The 14,732-nt window shown below is 69.3% G+C and carries 15 protein-coding genes; 3 read left to right on the forward strand and 12 right to left on the reverse strand.

All coding sequences use genetic code 11. The features are described from left to right. Positions 1-99: 99 nt before the first annotated feature. On the reverse strand, positions 100-267 hold the full coding sequence (locus JL106_RS13670) for a hypothetical protein (RefSeq protein WP_205261290.1): 168 nt from the start codon (positions 265-267) through the stop codon (positions 100-102). Between the two features lie 231 nt (positions 268-498). On the opposite strand from JL106_RS13670, the gene JL106_RS13675 reads away from it, so the two are divergent. Further along, the gene (locus JL106_RS13675; RefSeq protein WP_205261291.1) at positions 499-858 is read left to right on the forward strand and encodes a DUF427 domain-containing protein; all 360 of its coding nucleotides are present in this window, start codon (positions 499-501) and stop codon (positions 856-858) included. 96 nt (positions 859-954) lie between these two features. Here the strand turns inward: JL106_RS13675 and JL106_RS13680 are convergent, their stop codons facing one another. From JL106_RS13680 to JL106_RS13710, 7 genes are all read right to left on the reverse strand, one after another. After that, positions 955-1,632 (reverse strand): CoA transferase subunit B, encoded by a 678-nt coding sequence (locus JL106_RS13680; protein WP_205261292.1) that lies wholly within the window; start codon positions 1,630-1,632, stop codon positions 955-957. Between the two features lie 31 nt (positions 1,633-1,663). Beyond that, complete coding sequence (locus JL106_RS13685; protein WP_205261293.1) at positions 1,664-2,482, reverse strand: CoA transferase subunit A; 819 nt, start codon at positions 2,480-2,482, stop codon at positions 1,664-1,666. Positions 2,483-2,583: 101 nt separating this feature from the next. Continuing rightward, entirely contained in the window at positions 2,584-4,089 is a 1,506-nt protein-coding gene (locus JL106_RS13690; protein WP_268928199.1) for an MFS transporter, read from the reverse strand. Beyond that, positions 4,089-4,880 (reverse strand): SDR family NAD(P)-dependent oxidoreductase, encoded by a 792-nt coding sequence (locus JL106_RS13695; protein ID WP_205261295.1) that lies wholly within the window; start codon positions 4,878-4,880, stop codon positions 4,089-4,091. Before JL106_RS13695 ends, JL106_RS13690 begins: the two co-directional genes overlap by 1 nt. A gap of 91 nt (positions 4,881-4,971) precedes the next feature. After that, the gene (locus JL106_RS13700) at positions 4,972-6,033 is read right to left on the reverse strand and encodes an ABC transporter permease (RefSeq protein WP_205261296.1); all 1,062 of its coding nucleotides are present in this window, start codon (positions 6,031-6,033) and stop codon (positions 4,972-4,974) included. After that, positions 6,030-7,634 (reverse strand): sugar ABC transporter ATP-binding protein, encoded by a 1,605-nt coding sequence (locus tag JL106_RS13705; protein ID WP_205261297.1) that lies wholly within the window; start codon positions 7,632-7,634, stop codon positions 6,030-6,032. Before JL106_RS13705 ends, JL106_RS13700 begins: the two co-directional genes overlap by 4 nt. Next, positions 7,631-8,848: a sugar ABC transporter substrate-binding protein gene (locus tag JL106_RS13710; RefSeq protein ID WP_205261298.1), complete on the reverse strand. Its 1,218-nt coding sequence runs from the start codon at positions 8,846-8,848 to the stop codon at positions 7,631-7,633. The genes JL106_RS13705 and JL106_RS13710 overlap by 4 nt, the downstream gene beginning before the upstream one ends. A gap of 226 nt (positions 8,849-9,074) precedes the next feature. Between JL106_RS13710 and JL106_RS13715 the strand changes: the two genes are divergently transcribed. Beyond that, positions 9,075-9,872, forward strand: coding sequence for an alpha/beta fold hydrolase (locus tag JL106_RS13715; protein WP_205261299.1), 798 nt, complete (start codon positions 9,075-9,077; stop codon positions 9,870-9,872). A 65-nt stretch (positions 9,873-9,937) separates the two neighbouring features. On the opposite strand, the gene ribB is transcribed toward JL106_RS13715, so the two are convergent. Beyond that, positions 9,938-11,155, reverse strand: coding sequence for a 3,4-dihydroxy-2-butanone-4-phosphate synthase (gene ribB / locus JL106_RS13720; protein ID WP_328842367.1), 1,218 nt, complete (start codon positions 11,153-11,155; stop codon positions 9,938-9,940). A 315-nt stretch (positions 11,156-11,470) separates the two neighbouring features. Next, the gene (locus JL106_RS13725; protein ID WP_205261301.1) at positions 11,471-12,094 is read right to left on the reverse strand and encodes a TetR/AcrR family transcriptional regulator; all 624 of its coding nucleotides are present in this window, start codon (positions 12,092-12,094) and stop codon (positions 11,471-11,473) included. Between the two features lie 129 nt (positions 12,095-12,223). On the opposite strand from JL106_RS13725, the gene JL106_RS13730 reads away from it, so the two are divergent. Further along, on the forward strand, positions 12,224-12,925 hold the full coding sequence (locus JL106_RS13730) for a TetR/AcrR family transcriptional regulator (protein ID WP_205261302.1): 702 nt from the start codon (positions 12,224-12,226) through the stop codon (positions 12,923-12,925). A gap of 82 nt (positions 12,926-13,007) precedes the next feature. Here JL106_RS13730 and JL106_RS13735 read toward each other — a convergent pair whose 3' ends face one another. Both JL106_RS13735 and JL106_RS13740 read right to left on the reverse strand, forming a co-directional pair. Beyond that, positions 13,008-13,775, reverse strand: coding sequence for an SDR family NAD(P)-dependent oxidoreductase (locus JL106_RS13735; RefSeq protein WP_205261303.1), 768 nt, complete (start codon positions 13,773-13,775; stop codon positions 13,008-13,010). Positions 13,776-13,917: 142 nt separating this feature from the next. After that, a complete protein-coding gene (locus JL106_RS13740) occupies positions 13,918-14,697 on the reverse strand; it encodes an alpha/beta fold hydrolase (protein WP_205261304.1) in 780 nt (259 codons plus the stop codon). Positions 14,698-14,732 lie beyond the last annotated feature (35 nt).

The raw sequence follows: 14,732 nt of genomic DNA on the forward strand, positions 1-14,732 counted from the left end.
CCCGTCGGCGACACCGCCGACACCAACCAGGAGGTGACCACGACCAACGACATCCCGGCGCTCAGCGCCTGACCCAGACCGAAGATCACGCGGTCGCCGTCACACACCACGCCGTCGGGCTTGACCCATGCCCAGGTCGAACGCCGGCCCGTAGTGCGCCTCGTGGATGTCGGCGAACGGCGGCAGCCGGAACGGCAGCGGCGACGGCTCGAGCAGCGGGTTGGCGTCCGGATGGACTCCCGGGGTGGTGGCCGGGTCAGCGGGCACAGGGTCTCCGTCAAGGTCAAGGTCAAGGTCAAGGTCAAGGTCAAGGTCAAGGTCAAGGTCAAGGTCGAGGTCGAGGGTCCGGTCCGGCCCCGACGCGGACGGCGGTCACCGGTCTCGCCGACCGTACGCGGTGGGTCCGACGACCGGCGGGGGAACACCGACGGGCCGGACGTGGTTCGCACCCAGCGAGGCGCCTGACGTCCGTCGGCCCACGAGCGCAGGGGAGCGGCCATGAAGATCCCGGGACCGAGCCACCCGATCACCATCGATCCGACCGTCGGAAGGGTGACGGTGCGCAGCGGCGACGACGTGATCGCCGAGACCGGCCGGGCGCTGACGCTGCAGGAGAGCGACTACCCGCCGGTGCTGTACGTGCCGCTCGAGGACGTGCGACCGGACCGGCTGCGACCCTCGAGCTCGACCTCGCACTGCCCGTACAAGGGTGACGCGTCGTACTACGACCTGGTCACCGTCGACGGGGTGGTGAGCGACGCGGTCTGGAGCTACCGGGAGCCCTACCCGGCCGTGGCCGAGATCGCCGGGCGGGTGGCCTTCTACCCGGAGCACGTCACCATCGCCGTCGGCGACTGAGCGCACGACCGGCGGCGGACCACCGGCGGCGGAGCACGGACGACGACGGCAGGACCCGGAGCGGCCGGATCCTGCCGTCGTCGGACGGAACGGACGTCAGGCGTCGGCCTGGGCCGGCGGCACCTGCATCTCGGTGGGTTCGCTCGGCACGGCGAGCGGGGCACCGGTGGCGGCCACGACCTCGTCGGCGGTGACGCCCGGCGCCACCTCACGCAACACCAGCCCGTCCGGGGTGACGTCGATGACGGCCAGGTCGGTGATGATCCTGCCGACCACGCCTCGCCCCGTGTAGGGCAGCGTGCACTCCTCGAGGATCTTCGGGGAGCCGTCGCGGGTGGTGTGCTCCATGGCCACGATGACCCGCTTGGCCCCGTTGACCAGGTCCATCGCGCCGCCCATGCCCTTGACCATCTTGCCCGGGATCATCCAGTTGGACAGGTCGCCCTTGGCCGAGACCTGCATGGCGCCCAGGATCGCGGCGTCGATGTGGCCGCCGCGGATCATCCCGAAGGACGTGGCCGAGTCGAAGGTCGCGGCGCCGGTCTGCATCGTCACGGACTCCTTGCCGGCGTTGACCAGGTCGGGGTCCTCCTCGCCCTCGTACGGGTAGGGGCCGAGGCCGAGGATGCCGTTCTCGGACTGCAGGGTGACCTGCACCCCCTCGGGCAGGAAGTTCGGCACCAGCACCGGTACGCCGATGCCCAGGTTGACGAACTCGCCGTCCTCGAGTTCCATCGCCGCGCGGGCAGCGACCTGTTCGCGGGTGAGCGCCATCAGCTTCCGACCTCCTGGGGTGTTCCGGTGATCACTCGGTGGTCCCGTCGGCGCCGGCCGCGCTGGTCGGCACCGCGCCGACGTCCACGGCCGGACGCGGCCGGACCATGCGACGTTCGAGGCGCTTGAGCGCGATCTGCTCCGGGGTCAGCGCGACGACGCGCTGCACGAAGATGCCGGCCAGGTGGATCTGGGCCGGCGGGATCGCCCCGACCTCGACGATCTCCTCCGCCTCGACGATGGTGGTCCTCCCGGCCATCGCACACAGCGGATTGAAGTTCTGGGTGGTCAGGTCGAAGACACAGTTGCCGAGGCGGTCGGCCCTGGACGCCCGGACGAGCGCGAAGTCGGCGGTGATCGCCTCCTCCAGCACGTACTGCCGGCCGTTGAACTCACGCACCTCCTTGGGCGGCGAGGCCACCGCGACCGAACCGTCCGGGGCGTAGCGCCACGGCAGGCCGCCGTCCGAGACCTGGGTGCCGACGCCGGTCGGGGTGAAGAACGCGGCCAGGCCCACACCACCGGCCCGGAGCCGCTCGGCCAGCGTGCCCTGCGGTGTCAGCTCGACCTCGAGCTCACCGGAGAGGAACTGGCGCTCGAACTCCTTGTTGTCCCCGACGTACGAGCTGGTCATCCGGGAGATCCGGTGCGCCCCCAGCAGGATGCCGAGCCCGAAGTCGTCCACGCCGCAGTTGTTCGACGCGACGCGCAGGTCGCGGGCCCCGTTGTCCAGCACCGCCTGGATGAGCGCGCTGGGGATGCCGCAGAGTCCGAACCCACCCACCGCGAGGGACGCCCCATCGGTGATGTCCGCGACTGCGTCGTTGACGTCGGGTACCAGCTTGTCCATCGGGGTTCCCTCTCCTGAGATCGGCTGCGGACACTCGACCGGAGCGGGACGTCTCCGGAGCCGAGCGGGTCGGCGGCAGGGCACCGCCATCCGGAACGGCGTCAGGGGGCGGTTGCGACGTCCGATCCGGTGGCGACCACGGTGTCCCTGTCCCGCCCCCGGGGGCGCTTCGGGATGATCCAGGCCACGAACACCGCACCGACCATAGCGACCGTGCAGAAGGTGAAGGAAATGGTGTAGCCGGTCGCGTCCGGGAACCCGCCCGGCGGCGTGTGCACGGCCAGCAGCGCGACGACCGCCTGGCCACCGATGGTGCCGCCCACCGTGCGGGTCACCGTGTTGACGCCGGTGGCCTGGCCGGTGCGGTTCTGCGGCACGCTGGACATGACCAGGTTGGCCATCGCGGCGAAGGCCAGGGCCATGCCGACGCCCGAGAGTCCCGACCAGAGCAGCAGTTCCCAGGGTTTCGCGCGGGCCAGGGTGAGGCCCAGGAACGACACGGTGACGATGGAGCAGCCGACCAGCAGGCTCCGGCGGGCGCCGAGGAGCCGGTCGAAGACGCCGGAGAGTTGACCGAGCGCGACCAGGGCCACGGTCTGCGGTACCAGGTACAGGCCCGCGGTGGCCAGGCTGACGCCGTAGCCGTCCGCGCCGGTGCCGGGCTGCTGCACGAAGCGCGGCAGTAGCAGGAACGAGGCGTACATGCCCAGGCCGAGCATGAACGCCGCGACGTTGGTGGTCCACAACGCCCGCCGGCTCAGCAGCCGGACGTCCACCAGCGGAGCGGACGACCGCAGGTCTGACAGGACCCAGCCGCCCAGCAGCAGCACCGCCGCGACGAGCAGGCCGATGCTGCCCGCGGACAGCGGGCCCCAGCTGTTGACCAGGCTGATCAGCAGCAGCAGTGACACCAGCCCGCCGGCGAGCAGGGCGGCCGACACGAAGTTGACCCGGCCCGGCTGCAGCACGGGGGAGCGCGGGATGATCCAGACCATCGCCGCAGTGACGAGGAACATGACGACCAGCGGGATCCAGAACAGCCACGGCGTGCCCAGACCGTCACTGATCGGGCCGGCCAGCACCAGCCCGGCACCGCCGCCGATGCCGAACAGCGACGACATGAGCCCGACCGCGTGCGGGCGGCGATCCGGCGGGAACTCGTCGCGGATGATGCCGAAGGCGACCGGGAAGATGCCGGCGCCGCAGCCCTGCAGGACCCGGGCGACGATCATCGGCAGGAACGCGGTGGTCGACAGGGCCGCCACCACGGTGCCGATGATGAGCAGGCCCATCACCACGAAGAGCACGCGGTCCTTGCCGAACATGTCGCCGAGCCGGCCGAGGATCGGCGTGGCCACGGCACCGGCGAGCAGGTTGGCCGTCAGCAACCAGCTGGCCGCCTCGGCCGAGACCCCGAGCGAGTCCTGGAAGACCGGGAGCGCCGGGACCACCATCGACTGCAGGAGGGCGAAGCAGGTACCCCCGAGGATGAGGACGGTCAGGATGGCGGCGTGGGGAGCACGCCGACGGGTCCCGCCCGGCTGGTGTGCCGAACGGGACCCGTGTGCGGTGTGGCCCTCCGCGAGGGAGGGCCGGGAACTCTGCATCAGCCGGTGAACTGCCCGCCGGCCGGGTGCAGCATCTGACCGGTCATGAACGACGACGCCTTCTCGTCGGCCAGGAACAGACACGCCTGGGCCTGCTCCTCCGGGGTGCCGTTGCGGCCCATCGGAGTGATGCTCATGGCGACCTGGCCGGCCGGGCTGTCCTCGTCCACGTCCCACATCGGGGTCCGGGTGTAGCCCGGGCCCACCGCGTTGACCCGGATGCCGCGGGTGGCCAGCTCGACCGCCAGCACCTTGCTGAGCATGTGCACGCCGGCCTTGGACACGCAGTACGGCGCCGCGCCGGCCAGCGGGATCTTGCCCGCGGTCGAGGCGATGTTGATGATCGAGCCGCCGGTGCCCTGCTTGAGCATCTGCCGGATGGCGGCCTGGTCGGTGAGCATCACGCCGGTGACGTTGATGTCGATGACCCGGGTGAACTTCTCCACGTCCAGGTTCTCGACCAGGTTCGAGGCCGGGTCCTCGCTGCGGTTCACCGAGGCCACACCCGCGGAGGCGACGACGACGTCCAGGTGACCGAAGGTCTCGACGGCCAGATCGACCGCGGCCTGGTTGTCCTCGGCCTTGGTGGTGTCGGTCTTGATGGCGACGGCCTTGCGGCCCTCTGCCTCGACCAGGGAGATGGTCTTGCTGCCGTCGGACAGATCGGCGACGACGATGTCGGCGCCCTCCTTGGCGAACAGCACGGCGCAGGCCTGGCCGATGCCGCTGGCGCCGCCCGTGATCAGGGCGACCTTGCCGGCGAGGCGGCCGGTCGTGGTCGGGGCAGTCATACGGTGTTCCCTCCGTTGGGTTCGGGTTCGTGCCCTTGCAGGCGACGGGCCGACCGCGCAGTGGGCGGTCGGCCCGTCGACGAGGCGCCGGTCAGACCGGCTCTCGAGTGTTGGAGACGGATTCGTCCTTCTTGGCGACGACGCCCATCTCGCCCTCATCCTCCCGTTTCGGATCCTCGACCAGACCGGCGGGGGCCCGGGTCTTGATGCGACCGGACCAGACCGAGATGCCGACGGCGATGATCAGCGCCACGCCGTTGAACATGCTGGAGACCCACGGCTGGGCACCCAGGAAGGTCAGGCCGGAGACGGTGAATGCGAGGAAGTAGACGGCGATCAGCGTACCCACCACGTTGAAGCGACCCGGTGCGATGGTGGTCGCACCGAGCAGCGCGGCGGCCAGGGCCGGCAGCAGGTAGGACGGACCCACCGACGGGTTCGCCGAACCGGACACCGCCAACAGCAGCACGCCACCGACACCGGCCAGCGCACCACCCATGACGAAGCTCTGGATGGTGAGCCGATCGGCCGGGAGACCGACGATCTCGGCCGCCCTGGGGTTGGCGCCCACGCCCTGCAGGGCGCGACCCCACGGGGTGTGCTGCAGCAGGTACCAGGAGACCAGCGACACGGCGGCGAGGAAGTAGAGCGGGCACGGGATCCCGAACCACTCGCCGGTGCCGAGGTCCGTCAGCGCGGGGCTGATCCGCTCGATGATCGAGTTGCCGCCGGTGTACCAGGTGACCAGCGCCGCGATGATGCTGGTCATACCCAGGGTGGTGACGATCGAGCTGACCTTCAGCTTGGTGGTGGCCAGGCCGTTGATCAGGCCGATGAGGCAGCCGGCGAGCAGCGCGACGATGATGGCCAGCCACAGCGGCAGGCCGAAGTCGGACATCGCGGCGGCACACACGATCGAGGTCATGCCCATCAACGGCCCGAGCGACAGGTCGAACTGTCCGCCGACCAGCGGGAAGATGCTGGCCATCGCGATGATGCCGGTGAGCGACTCGTTGGAGAGCACCGACTTGATGTTGGCCACCGAGGAGAACTGCGGAGTGGCCGGGCTGAGGGTGAAGAACACGAGAACAATGACGAGCAGCAGCGCCAGGCCGTACTTCTCGACCAGCGACATCGTGCTGATCCGCTTCATGCGGCCACCTCCTTCGTTCCGATGGTGACTTCCAGGATTTCGTGGGCCTCGAGCGGCTGCCGCATCTCGGTGACGATGCGGCCCTTGGACAGCACGGCGACGCGGCCGCAGATGCGGGCCAGTTCCTCGAACTCGGAGCTGACCACGACCACGGCGCAGCCCTGGTCGGCAGCCAGCGCGATCAGCTTGTAGATCTCATCGCGGGCACCGACGTCGACACCTTGGGTGGGCTCGTCCAGCAGGAGCAGCTTGGGGTTCTGCCGCAGCCACCGGGCCACGATGACCTTCTGCTGGTTCCCGCCGGACAGGCTCTCGATGTACGCCGAAGTGCTGGCCGTCCGGATGCCGAACCGCTTGACGTCGTCGCGGGCGTCGGCGCGCTCCTTGCGGTCTCGCAGCCAGCCGCCCTTGAAGTACTTGTGCTCGTGGCCGGCCACCATGTTCTCCAGCACGCTGGAGGCGGGGAAGACGGCCTCGGCACCCCGGTCCTCCGGGACGAAGGCCATGCCGGTGCGGGTCGACTCGGCCGGCTTGTGACCGGCGAGCTGCTTGCCCTGGTAGGTGATGGTCCCGCTGGTGGGTGGGAACAGCCCGTAGATCATCTGCAGCAGCTCGGTACGACCGGAGCCGAGGAGGCCGGCGATGCCGACCACCTCGCCTGCCCGCACCGTGAGATCGATGCCCTGCAGTGGGCCGCCGACCAGGTTCTTCACGTCCAGGGTGATCTCGCCGTCCGAGGGACCCTCGGTGACGCTGGCCGCGGACTCGAGTCGGCGACCCAGGATCAGTTCGACGAGCGCACCCTCGGTGAGGTTCTCGCCGCTGATGGTGTTGATGTACTCGCCGTCTCGGAAGGCGGTGACCCGGTCGGCCACCTGCTTCACCTCGTCGAGCCGGTGGGTGACGATCAAGATGGCGTGACCCTGCGCGGCCAGCCGCCGGATGGACTCCAGCAGCAGATGCACCTCGGTGGCCGGCAGCGCCGCGGTCGGCTCGTCCAGGACGAGCACGCCGCCCTCCTGGTCGTCCAGGTCCTGCAGGGCCCGGGCGATGGCCAGCATCGCCCGCTGCGGCACCGACAGGGTGGCCGCCAGCTGCTTGGGGTCACCCTTGATGTCGAAGCGATCCAGCACCTGCTGCGCCTTGCGGTGGTTGGCCTTCCAGTCGATGCGGCCGGCCGAGCGGATGAAACCGGTTCCGAGGAACAGGTTCTCGGTGAGCGACATGGTCGGGAAGATGCCCGGATCCTGGTGTACGAAGCGCAGGCCGGCGGCCCGCGCTCCCTCCGGGGTCTGGGCGGTCAGGTCGATCTCCTGGCCGCGGATGACCGCGGTGCCGGAGTCGGCCTGGTGCACGCCGGCCAGGCACTTGATGAGGGTGGACTTCCCGCATCCGTTGCCGCCGATCAGCGCGTGCACCTCGCCCGCGTCGATCTGCAGCTTCACACCCTTGAGCGCCTTGGTGGCGCCGAAGGTCTTCACCACGCCCTGCGCGTCCAGGGCCGACCGCCGCGTGCTCGCGGCGGTCGGCACCTCGGACGCGCTCAGGAGCGAGTCATCGACGGCCGGAGCCGCCGGGTCGTGCTCGGCCGGGTGACTCACTGACCCGTCCAGGACTTCGTGTACACCTCGCGGAAGTCGTCGCTGCCCTGGTAGAGCTCACCGGACGGCGGCATGTCCTCCGGGTTGGTGTTGTCGATGATCTGCCAGCCCAGGCCCTGGTCCCGCGGCTCCTCGCCCTTGACGTAGGAGTTGATGGAGTCCATGGCGGCCCAGCCGATCCACTCCTGCGGCCACGCCGTGGTCGCCTGCAGGCCCTTGCTCTCCCGGATCAGGTTGAACTCGTCCGGCAGACCCAGCCCGGCGATGACCTGCATCTCCTTGGCCTTGGCGCCCAAGCCCAGGATGGCCTGGTTGTAGCCCGAGGTGACGGTGGAGCCGAACATCGAGGAGTTGATCTCCGGGTTCTTCAGCACCGCGGACTTCATCAGCTGTGCGATGGCGGCCGGGGTGCCGGAGGTGATGACGTCCCATGGCACGTCGATGACGGTGCAGGTCTTGCACTCCGCCATCCGCTCCTCGAAGCCCTTCTGGTAGCTGATGAGCACGGCGATCTGCTCGTTCTTCAGCACCATCGGGTGGGCCTTGCCGCCGGTCGCGGAGATGATCCACGCGGCGGTGTCCGAACCCCACTGCTCCCAGGCGTCGAGCAGGCTCGCGTACCGGTCGCCGAAGGACAGGTCCGCCGAGAACAAACTCTCGGAGCCGGGGTTCGTGTCGTCGCAGTCGAAGGCGTAGACCTCGGTGACCGCGATGTTCTTGGCCTTGGCGTCCTTCAGCTGGTTCGTCACGTACGAGCAGTCGATGGCGACCAGGACGAGGCCGGTGGCTCCGTTGGCGATCGCGTTGCTGATGCCCTTGGTGTAGTTGCCCGGGTCACCCTTGGCGTCGTACAGGGTGACGTCCCAGCCGAGCACCTTGCCGGCCTCCGCGGCCGCGTTGGCCGGGATGGCCACCGACGGGCCGGCGGCCGAGGACTGGATGATCCACACGTTCTGCTTGGGAGCAGCCGGGCTCGGGTCGCTCGGCGGCTCGGTCTGCCGACCCTTCCGGGCCACGACCAGCTGTTCGTCGGCCGCCGCCACGGCGGCCTGAGCGTCGGCATCGGATCCGCCACCACTTCCGGCACTGCCGCTGCTGTCCCCGCCGTTGGCGGGCGGGCTGCACGCTGCGACCAGGATCCCCAGCGCCGCCACTGCGGCGATGATGCCGCTCCGGCGGCGGCCTCGGCCGACCGCCGATCGAACTGACTTCACATCGATCTCCTTTGATCGCGCGAATGAACGGTAGTGAGTGTGAGCCTCGACCCTGCCCAGGTCAATGAACTGAGGCCGCCGATCCATCAGCGCAGCAACGACTCCGCCCGCCCGGGCGGGCGTTGCTAACAGGTATTAGTCTTCCGGGTGGCGGGGACAGCGCATCGACTCGTCGGTCGCGGTCTGCCCGTGTCGCCCACCTGATTCATCGTCGAGGAGGTCTCCAGTGCCGAAGGCAGTCGTCAACGGGGTCGAACTGAACTACGAGGAAGCCGGTGAAGGTCCGCCGCTGCTCCTCATCTCGGGCCTGGGAGCGAACCGCAACGCCTGGGCCACCGTCGTGCCGGTGCTCAGCCAGCAGTACCGGGTCATCACCTTCGACAACCGGGGCACCGGTCAGTCGGAGGTCCCGCCCGGGCCGTACTCGATGAGCGACCTGGCCGCCGACACCGCCGCGCTGATCGACCACCTGGGCATCGGCCCGGTCCCCGTCGTGGGCTGGTCGATGGGTGGCGTCATCCTGCAGGCGCTCATGGTCGAGCATCCCGGCAAGGTGAGCCGGGCCGTGCTGCTGAGTACGTTCCCGTCCTACACCTACGTGCAGCACGCCTGGCTGGACGGGCTGCTGGCGCTGCGTGAGCAGAAGGTGTCACCGCAGGTACTGGCCACCGCCAGCCTGCCGTGGGGCTTCACCGGGTTCGCGCTGTCCAACCACGACGCGGTCAAGGTCATGCTCGACATGGGTGCGCAGGATCCGGAGCCGACCTCGGCCGAGGGCTTCGCCGCCCAGGCCCACGGCATCCGCCGGTTCGACATCGTCGACCAGCTGCCGACCATCAAGAACGTCCCGACCCTGGTGCTGGTCGGGGCCGAGGACATCCTCACCCCGCCGGCCCAGGCGATCCAGATGGCCCAGGGCATCGAAGGTGCCGAGCTGGTCGTCCTGCCCCGCGGCAGCCACGGCATGGTCATCGAGTTCGGCGGTGCGGTCGTCCCGGTCATCCAGGAGTTCCTCGCCCGCTGACGGGCGGACGCGCGACTGACGTGGCGGGTGGGTGGTCCGGAGATCCGGTCCACCCACCACGCTGATCACGACAGCACGACCGGGGTCGCGAACTCCTCGAGCATGTGGCCCAGCTTGGTGCGCTTGGTGGAGAGGTACCGGACGTTGTCCGGGTGCGGGGTGGTCTGCACGGTCAGCCGCTCGGTGACCAGGACGCCCCGATCCTCGAGACCGAGCCGCTTCTCCACGTTGTTCGTCAGCAGCCGGACCTGGGTCATGCCCAGGTCCTTGAGGATCTCGGCGCCGACACCGTAATCGCGCGCATCGACCGGGTGCCCCAGAGCGAGGTTGGCCTCGACCGTGTCCAGGCCCTGCTCCTGCAGCTGGTACGCCCGCAACTTCTCGCCGAGGCCGATGCCGCGGCCCTCGTGGCCGCGCAGGTAGATCAACGCCCCGTACTCCTCGGACGCGATGCGCCGCAGGGATTGGTCGAGCTGCTCGCCACAGTCGCACCGGCGCGAGCCCATGATGTCACCGGTCAGGCATTCGGAGTGGACGCGGACCAGCGGCACGACGCCCGGCCGCGGGGTGCCGTGCACGAGCGCGAGGTGCTCGATGCCGGTGTCGGCGTCCCGGTACGCGGTGGCGCAGAAGGTGCCGACCCCGAGCGGCAGCGATGCGTTCCCGGTCCGGAGGACGCTGGACGGGACCAGCTGCCCCCGGCGGTAGCGGATCAGGTCGGAGATACAGATCAACGGCAATCCGTGCCGCTGCGCGAACTCGCGGAGTGACGGCAGCCGCGCCATCTCACCGTCCTCGTCGGCGATCTCGCAGATCACGCCGGCGGGGGCGAGGCCGGCCAGTTCGGCCAGATCGACCGAGGCCTCGGTGTGACCGGCGCGCTTGAGCACACCGCCGTCCTTCGCCGCCAGTGGGAAGGTGTGCCCGGGCTGGCTGAAGTCGTCGGGCCGGGCGCGCGGGTCCACCAGTGCCTTGATCGTCTCCGACCGGTCGGTGGCCGAGATCCCGGTGGTGGTGCGCGTGCGGTGATCGACGGTCACATGGAACGCCGTCCGCAACGGATCGGTCACCCGGGTGACCATCGGCGGGATCTCCAGGTCGCGGAGACGCGCCTCAGTCAGCGACACGCAGACGAGGCCGCGCCCGTGCGTCGCCATGAAGTTGATGTGGTCCGGATTGACCCGGGCGGCGGCCATGACCAGGTCGCCCTCGTTCTCCCGATCAGGAGAATCCACGACCACGACCATGCCCCCGGCGCGGATGGCCGCGACCGCGTCGTCCACCGACGAGAAACCCGGGGACGGATCGGTGTGGAGCTGTGGACGACTCCCGCGCTGCCTGTCGGAGGAGGCGGTCGGTCGACTCTGACTGTTCATCGCACCTCGATTACTGATCCGGTGGTTCAGTATTGCACCGGTCACAGTCGAGTGCCAAGGCTTGGGACGCTACCAATCGACCAGATGGCCGGCCACCCGAAGTCGAGGACGTGCGTGGCCCGGCGGTGCGGTGCGGCACGGGCGCGTGCGGCCGGTGACGGACGGCCAGCAGGTCGAGACTGGCGACGCCCAGCCGGGGGTCGACCGAAGACCGAGCCGGCGTCAGGCGGACGGACTGAGCAGCGCGAGCAGGTAGGTGAGCAGCGTCTGCCGGAAGTGGCCGCTCACCGAACCGTGCGGCGTCTCCAGGATGGCTTCGGTGTACACCCCGCCGGCCAGCATGCGAGCCAGGACCGAGGCGTCGGCGTCCGGCCGGGCGGTGCCGTTGCCCTGGTGGAACCGGATCAGTCGTTCGGGGATCTCGTGCGCCGTGTCGATGATGTTCGCCTTGTACCAGGACCACATCTCCTGGTCGACGCGGCTGGTCGTGGATGCCTGGTAGTAGGTGGCCAGGCCGGTCTCGGTGGCGAACAGGCCGGCGAAGAAGTCGATCATCGACGCCAGGTCGACCTCGAGCTCACCCGTCGGGAGGGGCGGCTCGTGCCCGTCCTCGCCGGACATGAGTGCGGCCCGCATGAGGTCCTCACGCCTCGGCCACCGCAGGTAGACGGTGTTCTTGGCGACGCCGGCGCGGCGGGCCACGGACACCAGGCTGAAGCCGGTCAGTCCGGCATCGGCGATCTCGTCCAGCGCGCAGCGCATGATCCGGGCGTCCACGGCTGCGGCGCGTGGACGTCCCGGTGAACGCCGGACGTCGTCGTCGCTCCGGACGGGGGCGGCTGCCATGGGTCGACGCTACCTGCTTCCGCAGTCGGGAGGGGATGGTTCGCGCGGGCGACCGGGTCAGGGCCGGAGCCGCCGTACCCGGTGGATGAATCGGGTTTCCAAGTGGCCCGGGGAAGATAGACTTTACCCATGTCGGCGCCACTGCAGGAAGATCCTTCGCCTGGGAACGAGCGGTCCACCCGCACGGGTCCCGGTCGGTTCCAGGACGTGGTGGAAGCGGCGCTGACCCTGTTCGCCGAGCGCGGATATCTCGGGACCAGCATGAAGGACATCGCCGGCCTGCTGGGGTTGCGAGCGCCCAGTCTGTACAACCACGTCGACTCCAAGCAGGAGCTGCTCCGAGAGATCATGGTCCGCACCATGAACGAGCTGCTGAATTCTCACCGCGCGGTCATCGCGACCAGCGCGGACGTGGTGGAGCAGTTGCGCCGGGCGATGGAGACGCACGTGATCTACCACGCGAACAATCCGCGGGACGTCCGGATCGGCAACGCTGAGATCCAGAACCTGGAAGAACCCGTCCACGGGGAGATCCTCCGCATGCGCGATGAATACAGCGCCTCCTGGCAATCGATCATCGAGCGGGGTGTCCGGGAGGGACGATTCGATTCTCCGTCGCCCCGGTTGTCGAGTTTCGCGATGCTGGAAATGGGCATCGGAGTTTCGATGTGGTTCCGTCCGGGCGGCCCGCTCACCGTGGCGCAGCTGGGCTATTACTACGGGGACATGGCGCTGCGATTGGTGAACGCGGCGCCCGCGGCGGTGGGTCGCGCCGGTGCCGCGATGGCCGGTGTGGTGATTCCGGCCCAGGTGGACGTCCATCGCAGTTGATCCGACGATCAGACGGAGCGGGCCCGGTCCGACGTCCCCTCGGGGATGCGGACCGGGCCCGTCGTCGTGGTGGGGCAGCTGATCAGCCGCCTCCACCGGTGGTCATGCTGCCGCCGTCGACCCGGTAGGTCTCACCGGTGATGAAGGCGGATTCGTCGGAGGCCAGGAACAGCACCATGTTGGCGATGTCGTCCGGCACACCCACGCGCGGAGTGGCCACGCCGGCCAGGGCGGCCGCCGGCATGTCCGGCACCGCGGCGAGCAGCTGCTCGGTCTGGATGACGCCCGGGGCGATCGCGTTGCAGCGGACGCCCTCCTTGCCGTGCTGGGCGGCGATGTTGCGGGTCAGCCCGATCACGGCCGCCTTGGTGGTGCCGTAGGCGGTCAACGCGGCGCCACCGATGAGGCCGCCGATGGAGGCCATGTTGATGATCGAGCCGCCGCCCCCGGCCACCATGTGCGGCAGGGCGAACTTGGAGGCCAGGAAGATGCTGCGGACATTGGTGGCGAACGACCGGTCCCACAGCTCGACGCTGGTGGACAGCACGGTGCCGTCCTCGAACCACGCGGTCGGACCGACCAGCGCGGCGTTGTTGTGCAGGATGTCGATGCGGCCGTGCCGCTCCATCGTGGTGTTGATCAGGTTCTCGATGGTGTCGCCCTGCACGGCGTCGAAGTACACCGCGCTGACGTTGTCACCGATGCTCTCGGCCACCTTGACGGCGTTGTCGTACTGCAGGTCGCCGATGACGACCTTGGCGCCCTCGGCCGCCAGCTTCCGCACCGTCGCGGCGCCGATGCCGGAACCACCACCCGTGACGATGGCAACTTTGCCTTCGACCCGTCCCATTGATCATTCCTCTCGGATTGCTTCGAAGTGCCGACACCTGCCGGCGCCGGCTGCACACCATTCCGGGTCGCGTCCACCGGGATCCGGCGGACGCGACCCGGAAGTCCTGCTGGTCGGGCCGCCGGAGCCCGGCGGCCGCGCATCACTTGGCCAGGAAGTTCTTGACCACGGTCAGGAACTGCTCCGGCTGCTCGAACATCGGGTAGTGGCCTGCGCCGTCGATGATCTCCAGCTCGGCGGTCGGCACCAGGCGGGCGATCTCCTCCGCCTGCGCCACCGGCACGACGCCGTCCTTGGCGCCGTTGACCACCAGGGTCGGGGCGTCCACGTAGGGCAGACGACGGGCCAGGCCGCGGTCGGCGATCGGCCACAGGAACTTGGTGGCCGTGCCCAGGTTCTGGGCCTGGAAGAACATCGCGCCGAACGGATCGTTGGGATCCTCGACGAAGATCGTCGGCTCCGGGTCCGGCTTGGCCGACGGATCGGCCCACAGCGCGGCCTGGACGTCCTTCGGGGCGCCGAACGGATCCTGCGGCGCCGGCTGGTCGTCGATCCAGACGCCGAACGAGTCGACCAAGACGAGCTTCTTCACCAGATGCGGGAAGAACGCGGCGATCTCGCCGGCGATCATGCCACCCGAGGAGTGCCCGACCAGAACCACCGGACCACCCAGGGTCTCGATGAACTTCCGGTAGAAGAGCACGAGATCGTAGATGTCGGTGAGGTTCTCGAAGCCCTCAGAGGTGCCGTAACCCGGCTGCTCCGGAGCGACGACGGAGTAGCTCTTCCCCAGCTCGGTCAGGAAGGCGGCTTCGCCCGGGTGCCGCTCGTAGCCGTGCAGGAAGACCAATGGGTCTCCACTGCCGGTGGTGACGACGTTCACGGTGAACGTTCCGACGTTCGGGACGTCGACGGTGCTCATGCTGTTCCTTTCGATCAGTCGATCACCGCTGGTGC

This window comes from Nakamurella leprariae (genome assembly GCF_016918035.1).
GTDB lineage: Bacteria > Actinomycetota > Actinomycetes > Mycobacteriales > Nakamurellaceae > Nakamurella > Nakamurella leprariae.

Excerpts from the sequence above, each read along its gene's own strand:
- JL106_RS13675 (WP_205261291.1), top strand. The coding sequence starts at position 499 with ATGAAGATCCCGGGACCGAGCCACCCGATCACCATCGATCCGACCGTC.
- JL106_RS13680 (WP_205261292.1), bottom strand. The coding sequence starts at position 1,632 with ATGGCGCTCACCCGCGAACAGGTCGCTGCCCGCGCGGCGATGGAACTC.
- JL106_RS13685 (WP_205261293.1), bottom strand. The coding sequence starts at position 2,482 with ATGGACAAGCTGGTACCCGACGTCAACGACGCAGTCGCGGACATCACC.
- JL106_RS13690 (WP_268928199.1), bottom strand. The coding sequence starts at position 4,089 with ATGCAGAGTTCCCGGCCCTCCCTCGCGGAGGGCCACACCGCACACGGG.
- JL106_RS13695 (WP_205261295.1), bottom strand. The coding sequence starts at position 4,880 with ATGACTGCCCCGACCACGACCGGCCGCCTCGCCGGCAAGGTCGCCCTG.
- JL106_RS13700 (WP_205261296.1), bottom strand. The coding sequence starts at position 6,033 with ATGAAGCGGATCAGCACGATGTCGCTGGTCGAGAAGTACGGCCTGGCG.
- JL106_RS13725 (WP_205261301.1), bottom strand. The coding sequence starts at position 12,094 with ATGGCAGCCGCCCCCGTCCGGAGCGACGACGACGTCCGGCGTTCACCG.
- JL106_RS13730 (WP_205261302.1), top strand. The coding sequence starts at position 12,224 with ATGTCGGCGCCACTGCAGGAAGATCCTTCGCCTGGGAACGAGCGGTCC.
- JL106_RS13735 (WP_205261303.1), bottom strand. The coding sequence starts at position 13,775 with ATGGGACGGGTCGAAGGCAAAGTTGCCATCGTCACGGGTGGTGGTTCC.
- JL106_RS13740 (WP_205261304.1), bottom strand. The coding sequence starts at position 14,697 with ATGAGCACCGTCGACGTCCCGAACGTCGGAACGTTCACCGTGAACGTC.